Raw genomic sequence first — 24662 nt, forward strand, 5'->3', positions numbered from 1 at the left:
TTTGTTGGGAAACACATTTATTAATTTAACAAAAGAATAATTCCCCCTTTTATTCGTAATTCTTTACGGATGAAAACTCTTTTTTCATGCACGGAGGTGCTAGGTTACAAAGGTTCTGAAATGAGCCAAAAGTCTGTTTTTTTTACTCTTTCTTTTATTTTTTTTACGCTATTCTCTTTTTCACAGCAACAGGATTCAACCAAAGTAAATCAGTTAGATAATGTATTGGTTTCTGCTGTACGTGTTACAACAAAAACACCCGTAAGTTTTAGTAATCTGGACAAAAAAGACATTAAGACCAGAAATTTAGGTCAGGATATTCCAATACTAATGAATTATCTGCCATCAGTCGTAACTACTTCTGATGCCGGAAACGGAATGGGGTACACTGGAATCCGTGTGCGTGGAAGTGATGCGACAAGGGTAAACATCACCATAAACGGAATTCCGTATAATGATGCTGAAAGTCAGGGAACATTCTGGGTAAATATGCCCGATTTTGCTTCTTCAGTAGAAAGTCTGCAATTGCAGCGTGGTGTTGGAACATCAACCAATGGTTCAGGAGCTTTCGGCGCGAGTTTAAATATGCTGACTGATAATTATGCAACAAAAGCAAATGGAGAAATCTCAAATTCCTTTGGTAGTTTCAATTCGCATAAACATACCGTGAAATTCAGTACAGGTTTGTTAAATGATCATTTTGAATTGGCAGGACGTCTATCTACAATTAAATCTGATGGGTATGTTGATAGGGCCAGTTCTGATTTGAAATCCTATTTTTTACAGGGAACGTATGTGGGGAAAACAACTTTGATTAAAGCATTGGTCTTTGGAGGAACAGAAAAAACATATCAGTCCTGGAACGGAATTGATGCTGAGACTTTACATAAGAACCGAAGATATAATTCTGCAGGAGCATACAAAGATGAGGCCGGTAATGATCGTTTTTATGATAATGAAACAGATAATTACAATCAGGATCATTATCAACTGCATTGGAGCGAATCGTTTACAGATAAGTGGAGTACTAATTTAGCGTTTCATTACACGAAAGGAAAAGGCTACTACGAAAATTATAAGGAAGATGCCACTATGGGCGATTATGGTTTAATACCAGTCGGAACCGTAACAACTACAGATTTAGTACGTCAAAAATGGCTTGATAATGATTTCTATGGGGCAACATTTTCATTAAAATATAAAGATGAAAAACTGGATGTTATTTTAGGAGAAGGCTGGAATAAATATGAAGGGAGCCACTTCGGAAAAGTAATCTGGGCAAGATATGCATCACAATCAGAGTTGGGAGATCACTATTACGATGATTTTTCGACAAAAGTTGACGGAAATATTTTTTTAAAAGCCAATTATCAATTATTTGAAAAGTTGAGTTTATACGGTGACTTTCAATACAGAACAGTTCAATATAAAGCCAATAGCTGGGAAACAGGCCTGGTAGATGATAATTTTAGTTTCCTTAACCCAAAAGCGGGTTTAAATTTTGAAATCAATCAAAAAAATACGCTGTATTTCTCCTATGCCAGAGCCAATCGTGAGCCCAACAGAACCGATTATGAAGGGGGAAATGTAAAACCTGAAAAATTAAATGATTATGAGTTAGGCTGGAGATTTAATTCAGAGAACTTTCAGTTGAATACCAATTTATATTTTATGGGTTACAAGGACCAGTTGGTCTTGACGGGCGAATTGAATGATGTTGGTTCGCCAATCCGTACTAACAGCGGAGATAGTTATAGGGCAGGTATTGAGATAGATGCAACGGTTAAACTTTCAGATAAATGGTTTTTACAGCCTAATATTACTTTGAGCCAAAACAAAAACAAAGATTTTTATTTTAAAAGGGATGGTGTTTTAGAAAATCTGGGTGAAACCAATATTGCCTTTTCTCCTGACATTATAGCATCGAATCGTTTGACATTTATGCCGGTTAAAAATTTGCAGCTGTCTTTACTTTCAAAATATGTAGGCGAACAATATATGGGAAATATTGATTCAGATCTTTCGAAACTGGACAGCTATTTTGTAAATGATTTTAATGCATCGTTTGAATTCAAAACCAATAAAGTTTTCAAATCGATAATGATCTCGGCTTTAGTCAATAATATTTTTAATTTAAAGTACGAAAGCAATGGATTTTTCTACACTTTTGACGATGATTATTCTAACCCACCAGCTGTTAAGACTATTGAAGGTGTGGGCTATTATCCTCAGGCAGGAACTAATTTCTTAATCGGACTGACATTGAAATTCTAAAACGAAATCAAAAACAAAAGCCTGAATTAATAACTTTCAGGCTTTTGTTTTAATTATATACTCGAATTGTTGACCCATTTACTTCGGTACGATATTGCTTCATAGGATATTCCTTATCTCCTAGTCCAGTAAAAAGGCTGTAGGTGCTTTTATCACAGGAACATACAGCATTTATTCCGTCAAGGCTCATAGCTGCACAGGAGTTTGCAGGCTGATTTGGGCAGGCAGCATCAAAAGCAGTGTACATTCCTTCACCAACTTTCATAACAATAACTCCCTGTGCCCCTTCATTGGGAATTAATATCGGATTGCTTATGTAAAGTAGTTTATTGTATAACGGTAAACTCGTATTAAGCGATAAACTAACGCGGTAATTTGCGATATTTGGATTTTTATTACTGTTGCTACTATCACTGCATGAAAAAAGAACAGAAATAAAGACGGCTATAAACAAGATCTTTTTCATTGTTTTAAAAGGGGATTTATTGAAACAAAAATAATTTATTTGCTTTTGAATTCTATATGATTAACATATAATTATGTACTATAAAAAATAATACTATATTTGTAATAAGAAAAATCCCGTCGCGATGGGATTTTTTGTATTTATATAAACGATGAAGTTATGAGTAAAGTATCTTATTATACCGCAGACGGGTTAAAAAAATTAAAAGATGAACTGGAGCATTTAAAAAGTGTAATGCGTCCAAAGGCATCTCAGGATATAGCAGAAGCAAGAGATAAAGGTGATTTGTCTGAAAACGCCGAATATGATGCTGCAAAAGAAGCGCAGGGTTTATTAGAAATGAGAATTGCCAAACTTGAAGAAGTTTACGCAAATGCAAGATTAATTGATGAATCTCAATTGGATGTTTCTAAAGTTTTGGTTCTTTCGAACGTGAAAATCAAAAACCAAAGCAACGGAATGGAAATGAAATATACACTTGTTGCTGAAAGTGAAGCAGATTTAAAAACCGGAAAAATTTCGGTAACTTCTCCTATTGGAAAAGGATTGTTAGGAAAATCAGTTGGCGAAGTAGCAGAAATAACAGTGCCAAACGGTGTTTTGAAATTTGAAATCCTTGAAATTTCAAGAGACTAAATCATTGTGATAAACGAAGTAATTTCACTATCAAGAAAAAAATAAACAATGGCATCAATATTTACCAAAATAGTAAACGGAGAAATTCCGGCATACAAAATTGCAGAAGACGATAATTTTTTAGCCTTTTTAGATGTAAATCCAAATGCTAAAGGACACACACTTTGTATTCCGAAGCAGGAAATAGATAAAATTTTTGATATTGAAGATGAGATGTATTTAGGTCTGATGAAATTTTCTAAAAAGATTGCAATTGCTTTAGAAAAAACCGTTCCCTGCAAAAGAGTCGGTATGGCAGTTGTTGGATTAGAAGTTCCTCACGCTCACGTACATCTGATCCCGTTAAACGAAATGGATGAAATGCGCTTTATCAACAAAGTATCGCTTACTAAAGATGAGTTTGAGGCTTTAGCGAAAAGTATCCAGGCGAATCTCTAATACAGCAGGTAATAAAAAATTAGAGAAGTGCAGTAAATTAGTTTTACTGCACTTTTTTATTTAGTGAAATTTGAAATGTAGTTCCTTTACCAATTTCAGAGTGCAAAACCTTGATTTTTCCGCTGTGATACTCTTCAACAATTCTTTTGGTTAAAGAAAGGCCAAGCCCCCAGCCGCGTTTTTTAGTCGTAAAACCAGGTTCAAAAATAGTTTTAAATTGGTTTTTCGAAATTCCGGTCCCGGAATCTTTTATGTTTATTTTTACATGATGATTGTCCTGTTCAATTTGGAGGTCTAAAGTGCCTTTTCCTTTCATGGCGTCGATAGCATTTTTAACCAGGTTTTCAATAGTCCAGCTATGAAGCGTTGGATTGATCAGTGCAAAAATAGGTTTGTCCGGAATTTGATAAGAAAAGGTTACCTGTTTCGAAAAACGCAATTGTAAATACTCAAAAGTACTTAAGGTTTCTGCAACCACATCATGATTTTCCAGAACGGGAACTGAACCAATTTTAGAGAATCGGTCGGTGATTGTCTGCAGACGTTCTACATCTTTTTCAATTTCAGATGTAATGGTCTGATCGATTTCTTCCGTTTTTAATATTTCGACCCAGCCTATTAAAGAAGAAAGAGGGGTTCCAATTTGATGGGCCGTTTCCTTAGCCATACCAGCCCAAAGTTTATTTTGTGTAGCTATTTTAGTGCTTTTGTAGAAATTGTAAATTAAGGCTGCAAATAGAAAAATAATCAGTAACAGAGCAATGGGGTAATATTTAAGTTTGTTTAGTAATGCCGAATTTCCGTAATACAGCTGTTGGTGTTTCCCGGGCGCATATTCAAAAACAATAGGTTCATTTTCATTTTTTAATTTTTTCAAAAGTTCTTTAAATTTCGTTTTGTCGTTAAGAATTTCCTCAGGGACATTTTTAGAATTAATTACTTTATCGTACATCACTAAAATTACCGGAACAGAAGAATTACTATTTGTTATTTCCAGAGGTAAATCAAGATCGGTATATTCGTCAGCATTGATGATTGTTTTTTGTGCATTCGCAAGAATATTCATTTTTAACCGTTCTTCATTTTTGAATATTTGAAAAAAAGTATAAGTATTCCAGAGTATCAGTGAAATGATTGAAAAGGAAATAAAAATGATGGTCCAACGGGTTGTATTTCTGCTTTCAGAAAAATGCATAGAGTGATTTTTTTGAGTATAAATATAACGAAATAAACACATTTTATATTTTGTGAGTCTTTAAAGATTTTTGTTTTTAAGCAGGAAACTATTTCCTTGACTTAAACCATTTCTATACTTTTGTATATACTGAAAACAGATCGGCTAAAAAGAAAATATGATGACCATTAACCCAAAAGAGATACCGACAGCAAAGTTACAAGGCTATCTTCAAAGCGCTGTAGGACCAAGACCAATTGCTTTGGCGAGTACAATTAGTGCAAAAGGTATTCCCAATTTGTCACCTTTTAGTTTCTTTAATGTGTTTAGTGCGAATCCTCCAATTTTAGTTTTTTCACCTTCAAGACGCGTGCGGGACAATACTATTAAGCACACTTTGATAAATGCTGAAGCAACACGTGAAGTTGTGATTAATGTGGTCAATTATGATTTGGTTCAGCAGACTTCTTTGGCAAGTACTGAATATGCCGACGGTGTGAACGAATTTATAAAAGCCGGTTTGACACAGATTCCTTCGGATATAGTAAAACCTTATCGTGTTAAAGAATCTCCCGTACAATTTGAATGTAAAGTTACTCAGATTATTCCTTTAGGAACAGAAGGCGGAGCGGGAAACCTGATTCTTTGTGAAGTGCTAAAAATTCATATCCACGAATCTGTTTTAGATGAAAACGGGGCAATTGATCAGCATAAAATTGACTTGGTTTCAAGATTAGGAAATAACTGGTATTCAAGGTCGAATCAGGGACTTTTTGAAGTAGAAAAACCATTGACAACATTAGGGGTTGGAGTAGATGCAATTCCAAATTTTATTAAAGAAAGCCCTGTTTTTAACGGGAATGATTTTGGAAAATTAGGCAACATAGAAGCCTTGCCCACAACAGAAGAAGTTAGTATATTTGTGAAAGAAAATTTTTCGGTAAAAGGGGTTTTGAGCTCTGATGACCAGGAAAAAATTCATTTAGAGGCCAAAAAATACCTCGATAAGGGTGATGTTTTATCAGCATGGAAAGTACTTTTGGCAAAGAAATAAAGAAAAGATACAATAATTAATATAGACAGAAGATGGAAGTTACAGGAAAAGTAAAAGTGGTTAACCCAGAGCAGCAAGTTAGTGCCTCATTCAAAAAAAGAGAATTAGTTGTTACTACTGATGAGCAGTACCCACAGCATATTTTAATCGAATTTACACAAGATAAATGTGATTTATTAAGCAGCTACAAACAAGGTGAGGCTGTAAAAGTTTCTATCAATTTAAGAGGAAGAGAATGGGTTAATCCACAGGGAGAAACCAGATATTTCAATAGTATTCAGGGATGGAGAATCGAAAGATTAGCTCCTGAAGGGCCGGTGCAAACGCCAGCTATGCCGACTGCAGAAACTTTTGCTCCGGCAACAAATTTAAACGAAGACGAACCGGACGATTTGCCATTCTAAAAGTTTAAAATCCAAAATTTTAAAATTCCAAATTCCAAAATTCATAACGTATTGGGATTTGGAATTTTGTTTTTTGAAAGTAATTTTACAACGGAGAATTCCAAAAGATACAAACGGGAAGATTGTGTTTAGTTGGAATTTGGAGTTTAATTTTTGGAATTTTTATAGATGTATTATTTATTCAAAGATTTATTTTTTCCGCCGGTCACAGAAGCTGATGAAGAAGGCGTTTTGGCAATAGGAGGAGATTTGAGTTCAGAACGTTTGCAATTGGCTTACAAAAGCGGAATTTTCCCATGGTTTAATGAAGGTGAACCAATTCTGTGGTGGTCTCCTGATCCAAGAATGGTTTTGTTTTTAAATGAATTGATTGTTACCAAAAGTATGCGGAATATTTTGAACCGAAATCAATTTAGAATAACTTTTAATCAGAACTTTGCAGCCGTAATTTCCAATTGCCAAAAGATAAAACGTGATGGTCAAAACGGCACGTGGATTTCAAACGAAATGATTGATGCCTATTGCAAATTAAACGAGGAAGGATTTGCAAAGTCGGTTGAGGTATGGCAGGATGATATTTTAGTTGGTGGCTTATACGGAATTGATTTAGGACATGTTTTTTGTGGTGAAAGTATGTTTTCTAAAGTTTCAAATGCTTCCAAAGTTGCTTTTATAGCTTTGGTAAATTATTTAAAAGAAGAAAATTATAAACTATTAGATTGTCAGGTTTATAATCCGCATTTGGAGAGTTTAGGCTGCCGAGAAATTGACCGTGATGACTTTATGTCTATTTTAAAAAGTGAATAAAATGAGTGCTGTTTACATTGTAAAAGAAATTTATATTTATCCGATAAAAAGCCTGGCTGGAATTAGCTGCCAACAGGCTTTTGCTGAAGAAATGGGTTTTGAAAACGACCGCAGATGGATGTTGCTCGATTCAGATAACCAACACATCACACAGCGGGAATATCCAGAAATGAGCCAGTTTTATCCTAAGATTTCAGAAGGCAAAATTTCGGTTACTTTTCAGGATCAAAAACATGAATTTTTAATCAGTGAGCACTTAAATGATCCGATTTATACCAAAGTATGGGATGATAAAAGTTTTGTTTTCGAAGTAAATAAAGCGACTTCAAAATGGTTTAGCGATCATTTAGGGTTTGAATGCAGATTGGTAAAAATCATTAAGACCGGAGATCGCAAGCACGAAAGTTCAAAATCTAAGGAAACGTATAATGTCAGTCTCGCAGATGGATACCCATACTTACTAATTGGAACAAAAAGTCTTGATTCTTTGAATGAAAAGCTAAAGGAAAAAATTACTGTAAAAAGATTTCGTCCCAATATTGTTGTAAGCACTCAGAACGCTCATGAGGAAGATGATTTTGAGCATTTTAAGATTGGTGAAGTTCATTTTAAAAATGTAAAACCCTGTGGAAGATGTATTATGGTTAACAATGATCCGCAAAATGGGATTGTGAAAAAAGAACCTCTAAAAACATTGAGTAAGTACAGGAATTTCAACAATTCTGTTTTATTCGGAACCAATATTGTGGGTTTGAATCCGGGAATAATTCAGGTTGGTGATGAAGTTGTTTTTTAGAAATTCAATTTCGTAAAATTATAATTCAAAGTATTAAAAAGCACTAATTCATTTTTTAATGTTGGTAATTCCAGAATTAATTTTAGTGTTTCGTGCGCCATCATTGTACCGATAATTCCTGGTAAACTTCCCAGGACTCCATTTACACTACAATTCGGGACATACTTTGGGTCAGGCATTTCAGGAAATAAATCACGCAGGTTTTTACTTCCTTTATGATTAAAAACAGCTACTTGTCCTTCGAATTTTAAAATACTGCCATATACCAGAGGTTTGTTTAAATAAACACAGGTATCGTTTACCAGATAGCGGGTTGTAAAATTATCCGAACCATCCACAACAATATCATATTGCTGGATTATTTTTGATGCATTTTCAATTGTTAATTTTTCAGAAATGGCTTCAGCCTGAATTAAAGGGTTTAGTTTCGAAACCATATTTTGAGCTACAATAGCTTTCTGCTGACCAATTTCGTTTTCAGTATATAAAATCTGCCGGTGAAGATTATGAATTTCGATAGTATCAAAATCAATTATTCCAATAAAACCTACGCCAGCGGTGGCAATATATTGTAAAACAGGACAGCCTAAACCTCCGGCTCCAATAACCAGAACCCTTGCCTTTTTAAGTTTTTCCTGGCCATCGTCACCAATTTCAGGTAAGATGGTTTGTCTGCTGTAACGTAAAAATTCTTTTATAATGCTCATCTTATTTTAGTCTTAGAGTTGAAAAGTAAAAGGTATAAAGTCTTTGAATATGGTAAAAGTTAGATTTTAAGATAAAGTTTTGAACTTTATGACTTTAGGCTTTCAGGCTTTCGGCTATATGCTTTATCCCAGTCTTTCAAAACGGGTTCATAGCCAGCTTTTTTTATAACTTGTTTAATTTCTTCTGCAGATCTTTCATCACTGATTTCAAATTGTTCCAACGATTGCGGATCAACGATATAACCACCCGGATTAGTTTTAGAACCCGCACTCATACTTGTAACGCCAATCGGAATAATATTGTTTCTGAATTTTTCGTTTTCACGTGTTGAAATGGAGATTTCCAGATCTTCATTCCACAAACGGTAAGCACAGATTAACTGAGTCAGATCTTTATCGTCCATAATAAAATTGGGCTCGATAATGCCTTCAGCCGGACGTAATCTCGGAAAAGAAACGGAGTATTTCGTTTGCCAGTATTTCTTCTGTAGATAATCCAAATGCAGGGCATTAAAGAAGCTGTCTGTTCGCCAGTCTTCCAAACCTAATAAAACGCCCAAACCTATTTTATGAATTCCGGCAGTTCCAATTCGGTCCGGAGTTTCCAGCCTAAAATCAAAGTTTGATTTTTTGCCTTTAGTATGGTATTTTTTATATACTTCCTGATGGTACGTTTCCTGATAAACCAAAACTGAATATACACCTGCTTCGTGCAAACGTTGATATTCTTCAGTTGAAAGTGGCTGAACTTCAATAGAAATAATCGAAAATTGTTCTCGAATCAAATCAATTGCATTCAGAAAATAATTAATATTTACGGTGTAATTAGCCTCGCCGGTAACCAATAAAACGTGATCGAAACCAGTTTTTTTTAGTGCTTCAGCTTCCAATTTTATTTCTGAATCAGAAAGTGTTTTTCGTTTGATTTTATTATCCAGACTGAATCCACAATACGTACAGATGTTTTGGCATTCATTGCTCAGGTAAAGTGGAGCATACATTTGAATAGTTTTACCGAAACGTTTTTTGGTGATTTCATGGCATTTTTGTGCCATTTCTTCCAGATAATTTTGAGCTGCTGGGGAAATCAAAGCCAAAAAATCATCGAGGCTTCGTTTAGTTTTGGACAAAGAATACTCAACATCTTTTGATGTGGTCTGATATATTTTGGTTTGAATGGAATCCCAGTCGTATTGCTCAAAAATGGATTTGAATGTTTTCATTTGTTTTTTGTTTCCCGCAGATTTTGCAGATCTTGCAGATTATATTTTATTCACTACACGGTGAATATTTTCTAAGATATTGTTACAATTAAAATTAACCAATATGCCCAATTTCTTGTTTGTTAATTTTAAATATGTATTTACTTGTTTAAAGTGAATAGGTTTTATTTCTTCTACAGATTTTAATTCTATTATTACTTTATCTTCAACAACTAAGTCCAATCGAAAAGTGATGTCTAAATATGTATCATCATAATGAACAGGAATCTCAATTTGTTTCATTACATTCAAGCCATCTTTTTTTAATTGATAATGAAGAGCACTCTCATAAACTGATTCTAATAAGCCAGGTCCCATAGTATTGTAAACATTGAAAATTGCGCCTCTTATTTTATACGAAATTTCATTTTCTAACATTGTCTATATATTTTAAAAGTAAAAATAATGAAATTTCTTACTTTTAAATGTGTTCATAGAATTAATCCCCTTAATCTGCAAAATCTGCGGGAGAAAAAACTATTCGTATAAGAAAGAAGTCAAAGGACTAGAAGCGCTAGCATAATTCTGTTGAGTTCCAACCTTGGCCTCAAACGCTTTTCTTCCTGCGATTACGGCTTCTTTAAAAGCTTCAGCCATTAATTTTGGATTTCCGGCAACAGCAATTGCCGTATTGACTAAAACCGCATCAGCACCTATTTCCATTGCTTTTGCTGCATCAGAGGGAGCTCCTATTCCGGCATCGACAATTACAGGAACATTGCTTTGTTCGATGATAATTTCTAAAAAATCAATTGTTTTTAAACCCTTGTTACTTCCAATTGGAGACCCTAAAGGCATTACAGCAGCAGTTCCGGCATTTTCCAGATGTTTGCATAAAACAGGATCAGCGTGAATGTATGGAAGTACAATAAAACCAAGTTTCGAAAGTTCTTCGGTAGCTTTTAAAGTTTCAATTGGATCCGGCATAAGATATTTTGGGTCCGGATGAATCTCAAGTTTAATCCAGTTCGTCTCTAAAGCTTCACGGGCTAATTGAGATGCAAAAACAGCTTCTTTAGCATTTCTGGCACCTGATGTATTAGGCAATAAATTGATGTTAGGATGATTTAGATGTGATAAAATCGCATCCGTATCTGTTTCGAGGTCTATTCGTTTTAATGCAACAGTAACCAATTCACTTTCTGAGGCTAAAATAGCTTCTTCCATTTGCAGGTTAGAACCAAATTTTCCTGTTCCCAGAAATAAGCGGGAGTTGAAAGTTTTATTTCCAATATTAAATAATGACTTCTGCATATAATTTGTCGTTAAGTTGTTGAACCAGTTTTTCTTTTTGAAGGCTTTTTGTAATCATTCCGGAAACCGCAATGCCATGAACGCCTGTTTTTATCAGGCTTTCTATATTTTCTAAAGTGATTCCACCTATAGCGTAAACTGGAATTGAAATGTTTTCTATTTTCATTTTACTAAGAATTGAAGCATAACCTTCAGTTCCTAAAATTGGACTTAGTTTTTCTTTTGTTTCAGTAAATTGAAAAGGGCCTAATCCAATATAATCACAGCTATTTTTCGTCTGTAGAAGAATGTCTTCAAAAGTATTTGCGGTTGCACCAATAATTTTTTTCTCTCCCAAAATAGCTCTTGCTCCCGGAATGCTCATATCGGTTAAGCCTAAATGAACACCATCTGCAGCAATTTTCTGAGCGAGTAAAACATCATCATTTACGATGAAAGTTGCCTGATATTCTTCGCATAATTTTTTTACAGCTTCGGCAAGAATTATTCTGTTTTCAAAAGTTTGATTTTTAAACCGCATTTGTATCCAATTACATCCGGCATCAAGAGCCTGATGAATATTGTGCAATTGCTTTTCTGCAGTTTCACCTTGTGAGATATATTGTAATTTGTTAAACATAATGATGTCCAATTAATGTTGATGTAGAGTTTAAATACTTTTCGATATATATTTTAGCTTCTAAGCAAGCGGTTTTTAAGTCATAACCCAAAGCTAAATTTGCAGTAATTGCAGAGGATAACACACAGCCTGATCCATGTTTTGGACGAAAATTAATTTTTGTAGGCAAGAGTTCTATAATATTACTTTTTAGAAATAAATAATCAGTGCCTAAAGCAGTATGATTATGACCGCCTTTCAATAAAATAGCAGTTGGAAGTTCATTTTTGACCCAAAGTTTTTCAGCAATAAAATTGGGGTAAAGCTGCATTATTTCTTCATAGTTAGGTGTTATCAAATCAATTTTTGATAATGTTTGTTGTAAATCTGATTGGTTTTCGATGGCTAAAAACTCAAATCCTGTAGAGGATTTCAATACTGTATCCCAAACAATAAGAGTATTTGGGCTTAATTTCTTAATTAACGAAACCACTTCATTCAGATAAAAAAATGAAGGAACAATACCAATTTTAACCGATTTTACTGGATAATTTTTGAATAGTTTTTTTATGGAACGCAATACAAAATCAAGTGATGTCCATTCTATTTCGTAGAATTTACAATCGGTTTGAATTGTATTTGCAGTGCTGATAGCCAATCCCTGCACCTGATGCTGCTCAAAAGTTTTAGTATCGGCTAAAATTCCGGCACCTCCTGAAGGGTCTAAACCCGCTATGCTGAGAGCGAAAGGACGATTTTTTGACATAATTTAAAATTTTTAATTGCATCTTGACTATTCCAGATGGTACCTAAAAGAGCAACATCATCAAAGCCGTTTTGAAGTATTTTTTCAATATTGTCTGAATAAATTCCACCTAAAGCGACCATTTTTGTATTGAAATTTTTTCTTTGTTTTATATCTTCAAAAAGATTGGTTTTTGGATTGTAATTTTCTTTCGAAATGCTGGGAAATACCGGACTCAAAAAAGCATATTCAAAAATGTTTTCCAAAGCATTGAAATCCTGAATCGAATGTGTTGATGTTGATAAAGCAAAATCAGATAACCCAGTAAAATTCATTTTTTTTCTTTCTGTTTCTGAAAAATGAATTCTGTTGATTCCAAAGTCAGCTGCTATTTCATGATGGTTATGCAAAACCAGATTTTTTCGATGTTTATGATTTATCTGATGGATAAATTTTGCTGTTTCTACTTCTGAAAAACCCAGTTTCCGAATATGAAGTAAGGACAATCCTTCTTCAAATAAGGAATCAATAATACTGATTTCATTAGCAATTGCAGAAGGATTTGTAATTACGATCATAATAGAAAATATTAAGTATTAAGATGGAAGTATTAAGATATAGACTGTAAAAAATCTTAATACTCAATACTCTCATCTTAATACTTCATTAAACATAAATCTCTTTTCCCTGTTCAATAAACTCTTCTGATTTCTCCTGCATTCCCTTTTCAGCAGCAGCCACATCCCGAATTTCCTGAGATATTTTCATGGAGCAGAATTTTGGTCCGCACATCGAGCAGAAATGAGCCACTTTTGCACCATCAGCCGGAAGGGTTTCATCATGAAATTCTCTTGCTGTATCTGGATCCAAAGCCAGATTGAACTGGTCTTCCCAACGGAATTCGAAACGGGCTTTACTCAAAGCATTGTCACGATATTGCGCTCCGGGATGCCCTTTTGCCAAATCGGCTGCGTGTGCAGAAATTTTATAAGTGATCACTCCGTCTTTTACATCTTTTTTATTGGGTAAACCAAGATGTTCTTTCGGTGTTACATAACACAACATCGCACAGCCGTACCAGCCAATCATGGCAGCACCAATTGCTGAGGTAATATGGTCATAACCTGGCGCAATATCAGTAGTTAATGGCCCTAAAGTATAAAATGGAGCTTCATGGCAATGTTCCAATTGTTTATCCATGTTTTCTTTGATCATGTGCATCGGAACGTGTCCCGGACCTTCAATAAATACCTGAACATCATGTTTCCAGGCAATTTTGGTCAGTTCTCCTAATGTTTCCAGTTCGGCAAACTGTGCAGCGTCGTTCGCGTCTGCAATGGAACCCGGACGCAATCCGTCACCAAGAGAAAAAGCGACATCGTATTGTTTCATGATTTCGCAGATTTCTTCAAAATGGGTGTACAAGAAGTTTTCTTTATGATGAAATAAACACCATTTTGCCATAATAGAACCGCCACGGGAAACAATTCCGGTAACACGATTGGCTGTTAAATGAATGTAACGAAGTAAAACTCCGGCGTGAATCGTAAAGTATGAAACCCCTTGTTCTGCCTGTTCAATTAAAGTATCACGGAAAATTTCCCAAGTTAAATCTTCGGCAATTCCTTTTACTTTTTCTAATGCCTGATAAATCGGAACTGTACCAATTGGTACGGGGGAATTACGGATAATCCATTCCCTTGTTTCGTGAATATTTTTTCCGGTAGACAAATCCATAATGGTATCAGCTCCCCAGCGGCAAGCCCAGACTGCTTTTTCAACTTCTTCTTCGATGCTTGAAGTCACGGCACTGTTTCCGATATTGGCATTGATTTTTACCAAAAAGTTACGACCAACGATCATCGGTTCACTTTCCGGGTGATTGATGTTATTTGGAATAATAGCTCTTCCGCAGGCGACTTCAGAGCGGACAAATTCTGGCGTTATTTTGCTTTTTGGAGTGTTTGCGCCAAAACTATGCCCGCTGTGCTGACACTGCATCGCTTTAGTTTGTTCGTTTAAAAGTTCGATGCGTTGGTTTTCACGAATGGCAATATATTCCATTTCAGGCGTGATGATTCCTTGTTTGGCATAATACAATTGCGTTACGTTTGCGCCTTTTTTCGCTCGTTTTGGCTGATGTAAATATTCAAAACGAAGGTGGTTTAAACTTTCGTCTTTCAATCTTGTTTGTCCGTAATTTGAGGTGATTTCGCTGAGGATTTCAACATCATTTCGGTCTAAAATCCATTGTTCTCTTAAACGTGGCAAACCTTTTCTAATGTTGATTTCGATATTTGGATCAGTGTAAGCTCCTGAGGTGTCATAAACAGTTACGGGTGGATTTTTTTCGATTCCGCCATTTGAAAGTTTGGTGTCGCTTAACTGAATTTCGCGCATGGCCACTTTAATGGGATGGATTTCACCCTCTATATATACTTTTTTGGAATTTGGAAACGGGGTTCTTGATATTTGTTCTTCGTTTGTCATTGCTGATTGAGATTAAGTTGTATTGTTGTTATAAAAATTAAATTTCTTGTAACCCAGTTCCTGCCAGGGATAGCAGTGGAAAGCCCGTAAAGGAGAAAACCGTAGGAAACAAGGAATAAAAAAGCGACCAGCGGAAGCTTTGTTATGACTATGTTTTTGTGGTTGGCGACTGCGGACTTGAAACGGATAGCCCGTTTGTGCAGCCAGATTATCCTCCTTGTGTGGCAGAAATAATTAAAATTTCGTCTGTTTCGGATACTAAATGCTGGCTCCAGTTTATTTTTGGAACAACGGTATTGTTGATGGCAACAGCGATTCCGTTTTGTTTGTTTGGAATTTCGAGATCGAGCAATGACTGAACGCTAAGCGAATCGGCATTGAATTGTTTGATTTGTTGGTTGATTTTTAGTTCCATTCCTTTTTGATTTAGTTACTGTAGAGATGCACAGTAGTGCGTCTAAACCTTAGGAATGGCTACACTTACGCACAAAAATGCGGAAGAAGTCATCTTACTTTTCCCTACGCTAGTATGAACTAGATCAGGTTCAGAGGGTAAAATCTCAGCCTGCGCGATGCAGACACCCCTAAAGTGTGAAGCAAATATAGATAATTTTTTGTTTAAAGTTTTAGATTTCAAGTTAAGTTTTTTGCAGTTTTTATACGATCAGCATAGCAACTTGAAACCTGAAACCTGAAACAAAAGAACTTTTTATTTAGTTCTCGTCCAGCAATCTTCGGCGTGATCATTGACCATTCCGGTGGCCTGCATGTGTGCGTAAACTACGGTTGAGCCTACAAATTTAAATCCTCTTTTTTTTAAATCTTTACTAATTTCGTCTGAAAGCGGAGTCGTGGCGGGAACGTCTTTTGAAGTTTTTGGATGGTTTATAATTGGTTTTCCATTGGTGAATTTCCAGATATAATCTGAAAAACTTCCAAATTCTTCCTGGATTTTAATGAAGGCCTTTGCATTTGAAACGGCTGCTTTGATCTTGAGCTTGTTGCGGATGATTCCGGTATTTTGCATCAATTCTTCGATTTTATCTTCAGAATAACGGGCTACTTTTTTATAATCAAAATGATCAAAAGCATTTCTGAAATTCTCTCTTTTGTTTAATATCGTAATCCAGCTTAATCCGGCCTGAAAAGTTTCAAGAATTAAAAATTCGAATAGTGTAGGGTCATCATAAACCGGAACACCCCATTCTTCGTCATGGTATTTTTTATATAAATCGCTGGAAGTACACCAGCTGCAGCGAATTAGTTCCAAAATTTTTATTTTAAAGGTATAAAAAAACCTCAAACTTATTAGTTTGAGGTTTTTAAAAATTATTTTTTTGAAAATTATTTTTTTACATATACATACACATAAGTATAAGATTGACCACCTTCTGTGTAAGTTTCTTTCAATTTAATTTTATTACTTGATACTTCAATTTCATAAGAGTCTCCTTGAGTATCTCCAGTAAATTTAACTGTTAATGTATTTCCGTTTTTTGTCCATGTCCCATTGTCAGTTTCAGCTTCACACTTTCCATCGTTAGAATAATAAGTTGTTTCTTTTACCTTACCATCGTTTGTGAATTCATATGTATCTTTACCACAAGATCCATTCTCAGCGTCTACTAATATCTCCTTACCACCGACAATTGCTCCTTCTTGACTAAGTTCCCACTTTCCTTCAACAGAAGCTGAAGCACCGTCATTGTCGTCATCACTACTACAAGATGCTACTGATAAGCCTAATGTCAATACTGACAAAAAAAGAATTGTAATTTTTTTCATTTTGTTTGATTTTATTTGTTAAATTAAGATGGCAAAATTAGATGTTTTTAAAAGAAAAGCAAGTCTTAACAAGTTTTTATTGTGTTTTATTTTGTTAAATTTCATAAAACACTGATTGTTAGGTTCTTTATTTGCCAATTTGCCAGCTGTATCCTTTTACACCCGGAATATAAGCTGAACTGCCCACTATCACCAGATTATTGTAGATTCTTTTTTCGTATTTTATTCCGATTGCAGTTCCGGAAGTATATAACTTATTGGCTTTGAAAATAATTTTCATAATGCCGTCTTCGAATTTTGCATCGGAAACTTTTTCCAGAAGCCATGTCGATTTCCATTTCACAGCTATTTCGTCATCAGCGGTTTTTGTAATGCTTTTAACTATTTTGACAGCTTCTTTTGGAATCTCGAAATTATCAATTAGTTCTTTTTGGGTAAAAGTTTCTCCGATTTCGCTATTCGACAATATTTTTTTTAAATTATCAAATGTCATTAAACTCTTGTTTGGTTCCTTTCTGTTGACTTCGATGTTCTCTGTATCAGTGTATAAGTTTGGTATTACGGATTTGTCTTCGGAATCTTTGCCTTGTGAAAGAATATTTTTTTTATGGGAATTGTAATTTTTAATGAAATAGTTTATATCCGGCTTTTCTAAAGAACTTGTTTTGGTCTTTTTTTCAGGAGCAGGATTTAATTTATTTACAGAAACAATCACTTCTTTTTTAGGCTGTTTATTTGCGTCATTGCCACAGCTTAAAAAAAAATAAGATAGTGAGATTAGTATGATTATCCCTGTATTTTTCATACGGTGAAGATAATCCTAATCGACTAAAGATGTGTGCTCATTTAAATATTTTTTGATCAAATAATGACCCAAATAAATTAAAGGTGTTAAAATAATTGCAATAGAAAGTTTAAAGGTATAGCCTATTAACGCAGATGAAAGGAAAGTATCAAAATCTATTTTTCCGGGCAGCCAAAAAGCGATTCCGAGTACAATAAAAGAATCAAATAATTGTGAAATTATGGTTGAGCCTGTTGTTCTGAGCCATATTTTTTTGTCGCCGGTACGATTTTTAAAGAACCAAAAGACACTAACATCAATAAGCTGAGATACCATAAAAGCGATAATACTTCCAACGATAATCCACATACTTTGTCCAAAAACTGCCTGAAACTGTTCATCATTAACCGGACTAATTCCTTTTGCTGCCGGAATTGCTATTGCCATAAACAATATCAAAAATGCATACGCTATTAAACAAGCTGTAATAAATGATAATTTTTTTACACCTTTTTCTCCAAAATATTCATTGATTAAATCTGTAGTAAGAAATACAATTGGCCAGGGTAAAATCCCGATACTCATCACAAATGGGCCAACCTGAATCAGTTTTCCACCAATCAATTCGGCTACTACAGCATTGGTAATGAATATTCCCGCCAGAATAACATAAACGAGGTCTTTTTTAGTTTGAAACATACTTTAGGTTTTGATGCAACCAAATTTACTTCTTTATTTTTATAAACTGCTTTTTTAGGATAGCTGTAATATAGATTTAAAGAAAAAGTTCCATTTTTATTTACTAAAAATGGAACTTAATCATGTTCAATTTAGGGATTGTGCTATAATGATAGCAAGGTCTAAATTCTTTCTAATTGTATGTTATTTGGCAATTGACCTAGATGCTGTATTTTGATACTAGCCAGTTTTTGGGCATTATCAATGCATTCCATAGGCTCTTTTTCTTTTAGTTTACTGTATAAAAAGCCGGTCCAAAATGCATCTCCAGCTCCCGTAGTGTCTTTTACGTTGACCACTAGATTGGCTTTTTTTTGAATGACCCCTAGTTTTGGATCAAATAAAATTACTCCGTCTTTTCCTTTTGTTAAACAAATCGTTGAGGCTCCTAACTGATGAAAATAATCAAAAATATAGTCGTCACTTTTGGTTTCATCGAATAATCTGAAACAATCATCATCACTCAGCTTAACTATTGGGTTTGTAGATAAATATTCTGCAATTACAGCTTTGGCTTCTTTTCTGTCGGGCCATATTTTTTCAGAAAAATTAAGGTCAATACTCGTTTGTAAACCCAATTGTTGTGCTTTTTTAGCTTTTTCTAAGATGGTTTTACGTGCCGGGTTTTTACTCAATGCAAAACAAGTTGTATGAAAAATTTTAGCGCTCTGAAGTAATTCGTCTGTAATTTGAGTGTTCTGTATGTGATAATCGGCTTTTCTGTACGGAATGAACTCGGGTGTTTCGCTGGATTTCGATACAAATATTACAGATGAAGGCTCGTCTTCGGTTTGTTGAATATAAGAAGTAATAACCTTGTTTTTGTTTAATTCTTTTATCATGAAGTCGCCTAAACCGTCTTTGCCGCAAGTTGCCACTAAAGCTGTTTTAAGTCCTATTTTTGCTCCGTTTATAGCCACATTTGTTGGTGAACCACCTAAAAAACGATGGTAATTTTCTATTTTAGAAATGGGCATATTGATTTCATTGCCAATAAAGTCAATGAGTAATTCCCCGATGCATATAATGTCGATTGTCTTTTTCATTTTAAATCAGTAATTTAAAATTGGCAGTAATTCCCTGGTGTAACAAAATAGTTGCTGCTGCACTCCAGGTACAAAACGGGACTCCGTTTGGCATTTCTGTTTCGGTATTAAAGTTTTCGTAGAAACTAAAATCCTCTTTTTGATTGGCGTTATTTATCGCTTCTAAAAGGGCTTTGGCTTCTTTATTTTGATTTTGAGTCAGTAAGGCCAATCCATAAAAACCATTTACCATTGGCCAGCTTCCGCCATTGTGAAACTCGTTTGGATAATTTCTAAATTCGTATTTGAAATTGTTTTTCAATAAGTGCCAGTCAGTATCCGTTTCCTTAATTGGCGGCCAAAAAGCAGGGATTAATTGTAGTGGTTTTTGATTTCTGATTTCTTCTGCGTGTTCAATTATTTTCTTTCTAAAGTCTTTCGAACCAATATTTAGCAGTATCGCTAATGAATTTGCAAAAGCATCAAATTGCGTTTTGTACCCGGCAGGTGAAAAGGAACAGGGCATGAAATCGTCAAATTGCATCTCGTTGTAGGTTCTTTCATGGTATTTTTCACCATCTGAATTGGGAGTAAAATTAATCTCTATTTGCTCAGTGATGTTTGTAATTTTAGAGGCAATAGTATCATTTTTTACAAAATGATGGTAGCTTTTTAATGCCCAGACACGCAACAATTGATCGTATAAAACATAACCGTCTGTAATGTATTCATCGGCCCAGTTTCCTGATAAAGGAACATACATCAGGTGTTTGTTATTGAATTCCCAAGCTTCCATTAAGGTCAGACATTTTTCAATATTTAATTGGTGTTTTTCTACGAATGAAGCGTCATTTTTATAAAAAGCATATTGGCAAATTCCAATAATAAACCAGGTTAAAGCATCAACTCTCCCGGCTAATCCGCCGTAACTCACTTCGGTCTCAGTTCCGTTTGTCATAACGTTAGAAGGTATGGTACCAATAGGATGCTGGTTTTTAGCTAAAGTTTCTAATGTTTTTTTAAAAGTGTCGATCAAATCGTCCTGTCCTGATGCTAAAGCTGCGAGTCCGCATATTACACCATCACGCGCCCAAACCCTTTTGTAGTTTGAGATGTTTTGCGCACTTGCTAAAAAACCTTCGGCAGAGGATGATTTTTGGAGCAATGCAATTGCTTTTATATAATTGATATCAATATCCATAAGACTACAATGTTGTTTTTTTTACTTTGATTAATAAGGTACTCATGGAACCGAGTAGTAATAAGATTCCGGCAAATGTTATGGCCAGGCGCGGGTCGTTATTTAAAAAGTTTTTCAGGATGAATCCAAAAGATACATTTTGAAGAATCATTGGAATTACAATCATCATGTTAATGATTCCCATATAAACTCCGTAGCGTTCTTTTGGGACAGTGGAAACCACCATGAGATATGGAATTCCCATCATGCTCGCCCAGGCAATCCCGTAACCAATTATTACTGCAAAGAACAGGTACTGATTTTGAATGACCGGAAAGAATAAAAAAGAAACAGCACCAAAAAGAAGACAAAAAAAATGCACCATTTTAGGACTGTGCTTTTTCGCCAGTTTTGCCAGATAAAAAGCTACCGAAAAGGTAACTATGAATCCAAATGCGCCAATCAATCCCATCCATTCTACCGCTTTTTCATAACCTGTTTTATCAAAGGGGGTGGTATTCCAAACAGATAAAGCGATACTTTTGGAATTGTTTTGCCAAAAACACATTAAAGCATACCATTGAAATAGATACACCAGAAAGAGCTGCCACATTACTTTTGGCATTTCTAATACAGCATGATAAATATCCACAAATGGAGAAAAAACATTCAACGGCTCTGATTTCATCTTTTCGATCTCTGCTGCTGTTGGCGGAATCTCTTTTGTTTTCTTCATGCTCCACCAAATTGATGTTACCGAAAGTATGGCTCCAAGAAAGAAAGAGGCATAAATCCAATTGGGCAATTGTCCTGTGTAGCCAATAAAAACGATAGGAAAGAGAAACAATGAAATGTAGGATAAGAATTGCCCAAACCCGGTAAAAAAACTTTGTGCCTGAAAACCGATGGGTTGCTGATCTTCACTAAGTGTATCGGCAATAAAAGCGCGATACGGTTCCATTGCGGTATTGTTTCCAACATCTAAAATCCAAAGTAAACCAGCTGCCATCCATAGAGAACTGCTAAAAGGAAAAAGAAATAAGGCAATGCTGCAAATAATGGCTCCAATGAAAAAATACGGTTTTCTGCGTCCCCATCTTGGATGCCAGGTTTTGTCGCTCATGGCTCCAATTATAGGTTGAATCAATAGTCCTGTTAGTGGCCCGGCTAAGTTTAATATCGGAATTTGATCCGGACTGGCGTGCAGAAAATCATAAATAGGATTTACGGCGCTTTGTTGTAACCCAAAACTATATTGGATGCCAAAAAAGCCAACATTCATATTGATAATTTGCCAGAAACTTAGTTTGGGTTTGGAGAATGCCATAATTGCGTTTTTTTAAATTTTAAAATCAATTCCTGTACTATAAAAATACAGGAATTGGTAACCAACTCACATTTATGAACTAACTGTAATTAAAATTTATAAGATAAAGCCATCGAAAGTGATCTTCCGGTCATTGATCTGGCTCTGACAAAATTTACGGTGTTTTCTGTGATGCTTCCTTCTTCGGCTTCTGTAATTGCCAAGGTGTTAAAAAGGTTGTTTCCAGAAACATTAACAGATAATCCTTTGGCAATGCCTACTTCAACAAATCCATTTACAATTACAAACCCATTCATTACTAATTGATTCGAATCTTGAGCATACGCCTTTGTCTGACCAATGAAGCTCAAACCAAGTGTATTTTTATTATTCATGAATTTATAAGCAGGTAAAAAACTGTACATTAATTTAGGTTGTCTTCTGGGTTGATTACCATTGTTGTCTCCAGAAGTGATTTCGGCTTTTGTATAAGTTAAGGAACCTCTTAAATCTAAATTATCGGTAAGATTATAAGCAGTTTCTAACTCTAAACCTATAGATTTGTAATTGTTTTTAATGATACTGTTTGAAGTAGCTTCAAATCCGCCCTGTTCATCTGTTTTAGAGTGAAACGCTGTAGCATATAGGTATCCCTTGTCGAATTTTTGTTTGAATCCAATTTCTGCCTGAGTTAAAAAGTCTAAAGCATTGATTTTATTTCCGTCTAAATAATCTAATCCGCTAAATAAAATTCTATCGGCCTTGGCAGAAGCACCTCTGCTTATTCTTGCAAATACAGACTGTCTGCTTGCTAAAAGCAGGTTTGCCCCTAAAGTATAAGAATAATAATCGTAATCATAGTTTACAGCTGTTGGATTAGCATTGTCAATTGCAAATACATTTTGTTCCGGTGCAGAAATTTCACCATCATTATTAATATCATAAGTAGTAGAGACACCTCCTGCAAATGAACCTGTTACTTTTCCTTTGTCATAACGTAAACCTCCTTCAAATGATAAGTTATCTGTTGCATCTACTGAGATATTTAGGTATGGAGCAGAAACATTGTACTGGGTGTCATAATTTCTCGCTAAATTTCCCCAGGCTGGTGTTCCGTACGCATACAATCCATTTTCAGATAAAGCATTTCCGCCAGCATCATTAACATTAATTAAACGGGGGTTATCATCTGAGACTTCCTGAAGATAGGAATTCCACAACCATGACATAGATACATTTTGCATAGATTTAAAAAGACCGGCCGTAATGCCTATTTTGTCGAATTTTTTCGTCAAACGAAGATCGTTCATGAAGTTACCCATATTGTTTAATTGCGTGTCAAACATGTGGATTCTTGCCACTAAACCATTTGGGTTATTAAAAGCAGCTCCGTTATCTGCGTAGCTTAAAGTTGATCCGGCTCCAAAAGAGTTTGCAATTGTTGAAGCAGTTGCTAATTCAGCAGGAAACGGCGAGATAAAACCACCTGAATTAGATGAAAATCTAATATTATCGGTAATTTTCCAATTGTTTTCTAAATTAAAGGAAGCATTTGCTCCAATTGATTTTGAGACAGGATGCATTCCGTTGGACACAGCTTCTCTGCGCACATTTCCGTCAGGTCCCAATCCAACACTATGCGTCAGATAAATAGATTGCAAAGCACCAGTTGTAGCATCATAACCATCTACGCTTTTCCAATTTGGATTTGCATTTGTACCTGAAACAGCTACAGGCATTGGCATGTAAGCTGCAGCTCTGTCATTTAAGAATTTTGCATAAACAGTAATCGAACCATTTTCGAATTCTTTTGTAATGTTGAATTTAAATTGTCCACCATTATTGCTGTTAAATCCTGTTTTTCTAACCCCTTCGCCAGTTCTGTAAAAACCACCTACGTGAAAATACAATCCATCACCGATTTTTGATCCATAATCCAAATCAGTTCTGAAATTTCCGTAGTCCAATCCAAATGATGTGCTGATGTTACCTCCTTCAGTTTTACCGGTTTTACTGATAAAGTTGATAATTCCACCCGGTGAATTAGATGATAAAGTCGATGCTGATCCACCACGAATGGCTTCAATTTTAGCGATGTTTCCGTCAAATCTTGTAAAAATATCTGCTGTTGCAAATGCAATATCGCCAAATAATAATACAGGAAGTCCGTCTTCTTGAAGTTGCAGATATTTAGAGCCACCAGAAGAAATTGGTACACCACGCACAGAAATATTCGAATTTCCTTCACCTCCTGAAGATTCTGAACGAATACCAGGAATGGTTCTGAAGATTTCAGCAGTCGATCTTGGTGCTGATTGTGTAACCTGCTCAGTTCCCAGAGTAGTGATTGAAACGCTGGATTTGATTTTGGTTTTAGGGTTTACCACTCCGGTAACGACTACATCGTCTAAAACATTTGCATCTTCAACTAATGAAATGTTTTGAATAGTATTGCCATTTATCGGAATGTTCATTTCAGTTGTTTTGTATCCGATATAAGTAGCAATAATAGTTACTGTTTCGTTTCTTAGATTTGTAAAAGTATATTTTCCATCAAAGTCTGTAGCGGTTGCTTTGTCAGAATTTTTTATTGTAATATTTACTCCTGGAATTCCTGCTCCAGTTGCATCAGTAACAGTTCCTGATAAAGTTGAATTTTGAGAAAAACTGATGTTAAATAGTAATAATGCTATAATTATCCCTATTTTTTTAAATAATGAATTATTTGTTTTCATAGTG

At 35.1% G+C, this 24662-nt stretch carries 26 protein-coding genes and 1 riboswitch; of the genes, 7 read left to right on the forward strand and 19 right to left on the reverse strand.

Features of this window, described 5'->3' with window-relative positions; all coding sequences use genetic code 11:
* Nucleotides 1-120: 120 nt before the first annotated feature.
* Nucleotides 121-2274, forward strand: coding sequence for a TonB-dependent receptor (locus OZP09_RS15485; protein ID WP_432419436.1), 2154 nt, complete (start codon nt 121-123; stop codon nt 2272-2274).
* A 49-nt stretch (nt 2275-2323) separates the two neighbouring features.
* Here the strand turns inward: OZP09_RS15485 and OZP09_RS15490 are convergent, their stop codons facing one another.
* Entirely contained in the window at nt 2324-2740 is a 417-nt protein-coding gene (locus tag OZP09_RS15490) for a Rieske (2Fe-2S) protein (protein ID WP_269234633.1), read from the reverse strand.
* A 159-nt stretch (nt 2741-2899) separates the two neighbouring features.
* Here OZP09_RS15490 and greA point away from each other — a divergent pair, with 159 nt between their 5' ends.
* Together greA and OZP09_RS15500 are read left to right on the forward strand one after the other, a co-directional pair.
* Nucleotides 2900-3376 carry a transcription elongation factor GreA gene (greA, locus tag OZP09_RS15495; protein ID WP_269234634.1) on the forward strand — a complete coding sequence of 159 codons (477 nt, stop codon included), beginning with the start codon at nt 2900-2902 and terminating at the stop codon, nt 3374-3376.
* Between the two features lie 48 nt (nt 3377-3424).
* The gene (locus tag OZP09_RS15500) at nt 3425-3814 is read left to right on the forward strand and encodes an HIT family protein (protein ID WP_269234635.1); all 390 of its coding nucleotides are present in this window, start codon (nt 3425-3427) and stop codon (nt 3812-3814) included.
* Between the two features lie 43 nt (nt 3815-3857).
* On the opposite strand, the gene OZP09_RS15505 is transcribed toward OZP09_RS15500, so the two are convergent.
* Nucleotides 3858-5009: a sensor histidine kinase gene (locus OZP09_RS15505; RefSeq protein WP_281309628.1), complete on the reverse strand. Its 1152-nt coding sequence runs from the start codon at nt 5007-5009 to the stop codon at nt 3858-3860.
* A 157-nt stretch (nt 5010-5166) separates the two neighbouring features.
* Between OZP09_RS15505 and OZP09_RS15510 the strand changes: the two genes are divergently transcribed.
* From OZP09_RS15510 to OZP09_RS15525, 4 genes are all read left to right on the forward strand, one after another.
* The gene (locus OZP09_RS15510; protein WP_269234636.1) at nt 5167-6042 is read left to right on the forward strand and encodes a flavin reductase family protein; all 876 of its coding nucleotides are present in this window, start codon (nt 5167-5169) and stop codon (nt 6040-6042) included.
* A gap of 32 nt (nt 6043-6074) precedes the next feature.
* A complete protein-coding gene (locus OZP09_RS15515; RefSeq protein WP_025572569.1) occupies nt 6075-6446 on the forward strand; it encodes a DUF3127 domain-containing protein in 372 nt (123 codons plus the stop codon).
* A 168-nt stretch (nt 6447-6614) separates the two neighbouring features.
* On the forward strand, nt 6615-7253 hold the full coding sequence (aat, locus tag OZP09_RS15520; protein WP_269234637.1) for a leucyl/phenylalanyl-tRNA--protein transferase: 639 nt from the start codon (nt 6615-6617) through the stop codon (nt 7251-7253).
* 1 nt (nt 7254) lies between these two features.
* Nucleotides 7255-8049 (forward strand): MOSC domain-containing protein, encoded by a 795-nt coding sequence (locus tag OZP09_RS15525; RefSeq protein ID WP_281309629.1) that lies wholly within the window; start codon nt 7255-7257, stop codon nt 8047-8049.
* Here the strand turns inward: OZP09_RS15525 and OZP09_RS15530 are convergent.
* From OZP09_RS15530 to OZP09_RS15610, 17 genes are all read right to left on the reverse strand, one after another.
* Nucleotides 8046-8756 (reverse strand): HesA/MoeB/ThiF family protein, encoded by a 711-nt coding sequence (locus OZP09_RS15530; protein WP_269234639.1) that lies wholly within the window; start codon nt 8754-8756, stop codon nt 8046-8048. The two genes, OZP09_RS15525 and OZP09_RS15530, sit on opposite strands and share 4 nt — an antisense overlap.
* A gap of 86 nt (nt 8757-8842) precedes the next feature.
* Entirely contained in the window at nt 8843-9979 is a 1137-nt protein-coding gene (thiH, locus tag OZP09_RS15535; protein WP_269234640.1) for a 2-iminoacetate synthase ThiH, read from the reverse strand.
* A 39-nt stretch (nt 9980-10018) separates the two neighbouring features.
* Nucleotides 10019-10396, reverse strand: coding sequence for a GxxExxY protein (locus tag OZP09_RS15540; RefSeq protein WP_269234641.1), 378 nt, complete (start codon nt 10394-10396; stop codon nt 10019-10021).
* Between the two features lie 99 nt (nt 10397-10495).
* Nucleotides 10496-11272 (reverse strand): thiazole synthase, encoded by a 777-nt coding sequence (locus tag OZP09_RS15545; RefSeq protein ID WP_269234642.1) that lies wholly within the window; start codon nt 11270-11272, stop codon nt 10496-10498.
* Nucleotides 11253-11891: a thiamine phosphate synthase gene (locus OZP09_RS15550; protein WP_269234643.1), complete on the reverse strand. Its 639-nt coding sequence runs from the start codon at nt 11889-11891 to the stop codon at nt 11253-11255. Before OZP09_RS15550 ends, OZP09_RS15545 begins: the two co-directional genes overlap by 20 nt.
* The gene (locus OZP09_RS15555; protein ID WP_269234644.1) at nt 11884-12636 is read right to left on the reverse strand and encodes a hydroxymethylpyrimidine/phosphomethylpyrimidine kinase; all 753 of its coding nucleotides are present in this window, start codon (nt 12634-12636) and stop codon (nt 11884-11886) included. The genes OZP09_RS15550 and OZP09_RS15555 overlap by 8 nt, the downstream gene beginning before the upstream one ends.
* The gene (locus OZP09_RS15560; RefSeq protein WP_281309630.1) at nt 12603-13193 is read right to left on the reverse strand and encodes a thiamine phosphate synthase; all 591 of its coding nucleotides are present in this window, start codon (nt 13191-13193) and stop codon (nt 12603-12605) included. The genes OZP09_RS15555 and OZP09_RS15560 overlap by 34 nt, the downstream gene beginning before the upstream one ends.
* 88 nt (nt 13194-13281) lie before the next feature.
* Complete coding sequence (gene thiC / locus OZP09_RS15565; protein ID WP_269234647.1) at nt 13282-15105, reverse strand: phosphomethylpyrimidine synthase ThiC; 1824 nt, start codon at nt 15103-15105, stop codon at nt 13282-13284.
* A 208-nt stretch (nt 15106-15313) separates the two neighbouring features.
* Entirely contained in the window at nt 15314-15520 is a 207-nt protein-coding gene (gene thiS / locus OZP09_RS15570) for a sulfur carrier protein ThiS (protein WP_269234648.1), read from the reverse strand.
* An 84-nt stretch (nt 15521-15604) separates the two neighbouring features.
* Nucleotides 15605-15701, reverse strand: a riboswitch (TPP riboswitch).
* 113 nt (nt 15702-15814) lie between these two features.
* The gene (locus OZP09_RS15575) at nt 15815-16375 is read right to left on the reverse strand and encodes a DNA-3-methyladenine glycosylase I (protein ID WP_269234649.1); all 561 of its coding nucleotides are present in this window, start codon (nt 16373-16375) and stop codon (nt 15815-15817) included.
* A gap of 74 nt (nt 16376-16449) precedes the next feature.
* Nucleotides 16450-16890: a lipocalin-like domain-containing protein gene (locus OZP09_RS15580; RefSeq protein WP_269234650.1), complete on the reverse strand. Its 441-nt coding sequence runs from the start codon at nt 16888-16890 to the stop codon at nt 16450-16452.
* A gap of 127 nt (nt 16891-17017) precedes the next feature.
* Entirely contained in the window at nt 17018-17695 is a 678-nt protein-coding gene (locus OZP09_RS15585; RefSeq protein WP_281309631.1) for a hypothetical protein, read from the reverse strand.
* 15 nt (nt 17696-17710) lie between these two features.
* Nucleotides 17711-18373, reverse strand: a complete 663-nt coding sequence (locus OZP09_RS15590) for a queuosine precursor transporter (RefSeq protein WP_269234652.1) — start codon at nt 18371-18373, stop codon at nt 17711-17713.
* A 161-nt stretch (nt 18374-18534) separates the two neighbouring features.
* Complete coding sequence (locus OZP09_RS15595; RefSeq protein WP_269234653.1) at nt 18535-19458, reverse strand: carbohydrate kinase family protein; 924 nt, start codon at nt 19456-19458, stop codon at nt 18535-18537.
* A gap of 1 nt (nt 19459) precedes the next feature.
* The gene (locus OZP09_RS15600; RefSeq protein ID WP_281309632.1) at nt 19460-20638 is read right to left on the reverse strand and encodes a glycoside hydrolase 100 family protein; all 1179 of its coding nucleotides are present in this window, start codon (nt 20636-20638) and stop codon (nt 19460-19462) included.
* A gap of 4 nt (nt 20639-20642) precedes the next feature.
* Nucleotides 20643-21944 (reverse strand): MFS transporter, encoded by a 1302-nt coding sequence (locus OZP09_RS15605; RefSeq protein WP_281309633.1) that lies wholly within the window; start codon nt 21942-21944, stop codon nt 20643-20645.
* An 89-nt stretch (nt 21945-22033) separates the two neighbouring features.
* On the reverse strand, nt 22034-24658 hold the full coding sequence (locus tag OZP09_RS15610; RefSeq protein ID WP_269234655.1) for a TonB-dependent receptor domain-containing protein: 2625 nt from the start codon (nt 24656-24658) through the stop codon (nt 22034-22036).
* Nucleotides 24659-24662: the final 4 nt, after the last annotated feature.

Source organism: Flavobacterium flavigenum, assembly GCF_027111255.2.
Lineage (GTDB): Bacteria > Bacteroidota > Bacteroidia > Flavobacteriales > Flavobacteriaceae > Flavobacterium > Flavobacterium flavigenum.

Bases quoted from the DNA above. Each gene is read 5' to 3' on its own strand.
- OZP09_RS15560 (WP_281309630.1), bottom strand. From the start codon at position 13,193: ATGATCGTAATTACAAATCCTTCTGCAATTGCTAATGAAATCAGTATT.
- OZP09_RS15485 (WP_432419436.1), top strand. From the start codon at position 121: ATGAGCCAAAAGTCTGTTTTTTTTACTCTTTCTTTTATTTTTTTTACG.
- OZP09_RS15500 (WP_269234635.1), top strand. From the start codon at position 3,425: ATGGCATCAATATTTACCAAAATAGTAAACGGAGAAATTCCGGCATAC.
- OZP09_RS15525 (WP_281309629.1), top strand. From the start codon at position 7,255: ATGAGTGCTGTTTACATTGTAAAAGAAATTTATATTTATCCGATAAAA.
- OZP09_RS15530 (WP_269234639.1), bottom strand. From the start codon at position 8,756: ATGAGCATTATAAAAGAATTTTTACGTTACAGCAGACAAACCATCTTA.
- OZP09_RS15600 (WP_281309632.1), bottom strand. From the start codon at position 20,638: ATGGATATTGATATCAATTATATAAAAGCAATTGCATTGCTCCAAAAA.
- OZP09_RS15515 (WP_025572569.1), top strand. From the start codon at position 6,075: ATGGAAGTTACAGGAAAAGTAAAAGTGGTTAACCCAGAGCAGCAAGTT.
- OZP09_RS15590 (WP_269234652.1), bottom strand. From the start codon at position 18,373: ATGTTTCAAACTAAAAAAGACCTCGTTTATGTTATTCTGGCGGGAATA.
- OZP09_RS15610 (WP_269234655.1), bottom strand. From the start codon at position 24,658: ATGAAAACAAATAATTCATTATTTAAAAAAATAGGGATAATTATAGCA.
- OZP09_RS15595 (WP_269234653.1), bottom strand. From the start codon at position 19,458: ATGAAAAAGACAATCGACATTATATGCATCGGGGAATTACTCATTGAC.
- OZP09_RS15580 (WP_269234650.1), bottom strand. From the start codon at position 16,890: ATGAAAAAAATTACAATTCTTTTTTTGTCAGTATTGACATTAGGCTTA.
- OZP09_RS15585 (WP_281309631.1), bottom strand. From the start codon at position 17,695: ATGAAAAATACAGGGATAATCATACTAATCTCACTATCTTATTTTTTT.
- thiH (WP_269234640.1), bottom strand. From the start codon at position 9,979: ATGAAAACATTCAAATCCATTTTTGAGCAATACGACTGGGATTCCATT.
- OZP09_RS15605 (WP_281309633.1), bottom strand. From the start codon at position 21,944: ATGGCATTCTCCAAACCCAAACTAAGTTTCTGGCAAATTATCAATATG.
- OZP09_RS15555 (WP_269234644.1), bottom strand. From the start codon at position 12,636: ATGTCAAAAAATCGTCCTTTCGCTCTCAGCATAGCGGGTTTAGACCCT.
- OZP09_RS15540 (WP_269234641.1), bottom strand. From the start codon at position 10,396: ATGTTAGAAAATGAAATTTCGTATAAAATAAGAGGCGCAATTTTCAAT.
- thiC (WP_269234647.1), bottom strand. From the start codon at position 15,105: ATGACAAACGAAGAACAAATATCAAGAACCCCGTTTCCAAATTCCAAA.
- greA (WP_269234634.1), top strand. From the start codon at position 2,900: ATGAGTAAAGTATCTTATTATACCGCAGACGGGTTAAAAAAATTAAAA.
- OZP09_RS15490 (WP_269234633.1), bottom strand. From the start codon at position 2,740: ATGAAAAAGATCTTGTTTATAGCCGTCTTTATTTCTGTTCTTTTTTCA.
- OZP09_RS15545 (WP_269234642.1), bottom strand. From the start codon at position 11,272: ATGCAGAAGTCATTATTTAATATTGGAAATAAAACTTTCAACTCCCGC.
- OZP09_RS15550 (WP_269234643.1), bottom strand. From the start codon at position 11,891: ATGTTTAACAAATTACAATATATCTCACAAGGTGAAACTGCAGAAAAG.
- OZP09_RS15505 (WP_281309628.1), bottom strand. From the start codon at position 5,009: ATGCATTTTTCTGAAAGCAGAAATACAACCCGTTGGACCATCATTTTT.
- OZP09_RS15510 (WP_269234636.1), top strand. From the start codon at position 5,167: ATGATGACCATTAACCCAAAAGAGATACCGACAGCAAAGTTACAAGGC.
- aat (WP_269234637.1), top strand. From the start codon at position 6,615: ATGTATTATTTATTCAAAGATTTATTTTTTCCGCCGGTCACAGAAGCT.
- thiS (WP_269234648.1), bottom strand. From the start codon at position 15,520: ATGGAACTAAAAATCAACCAACAAATCAAACAATTCAATGCCGATTCG.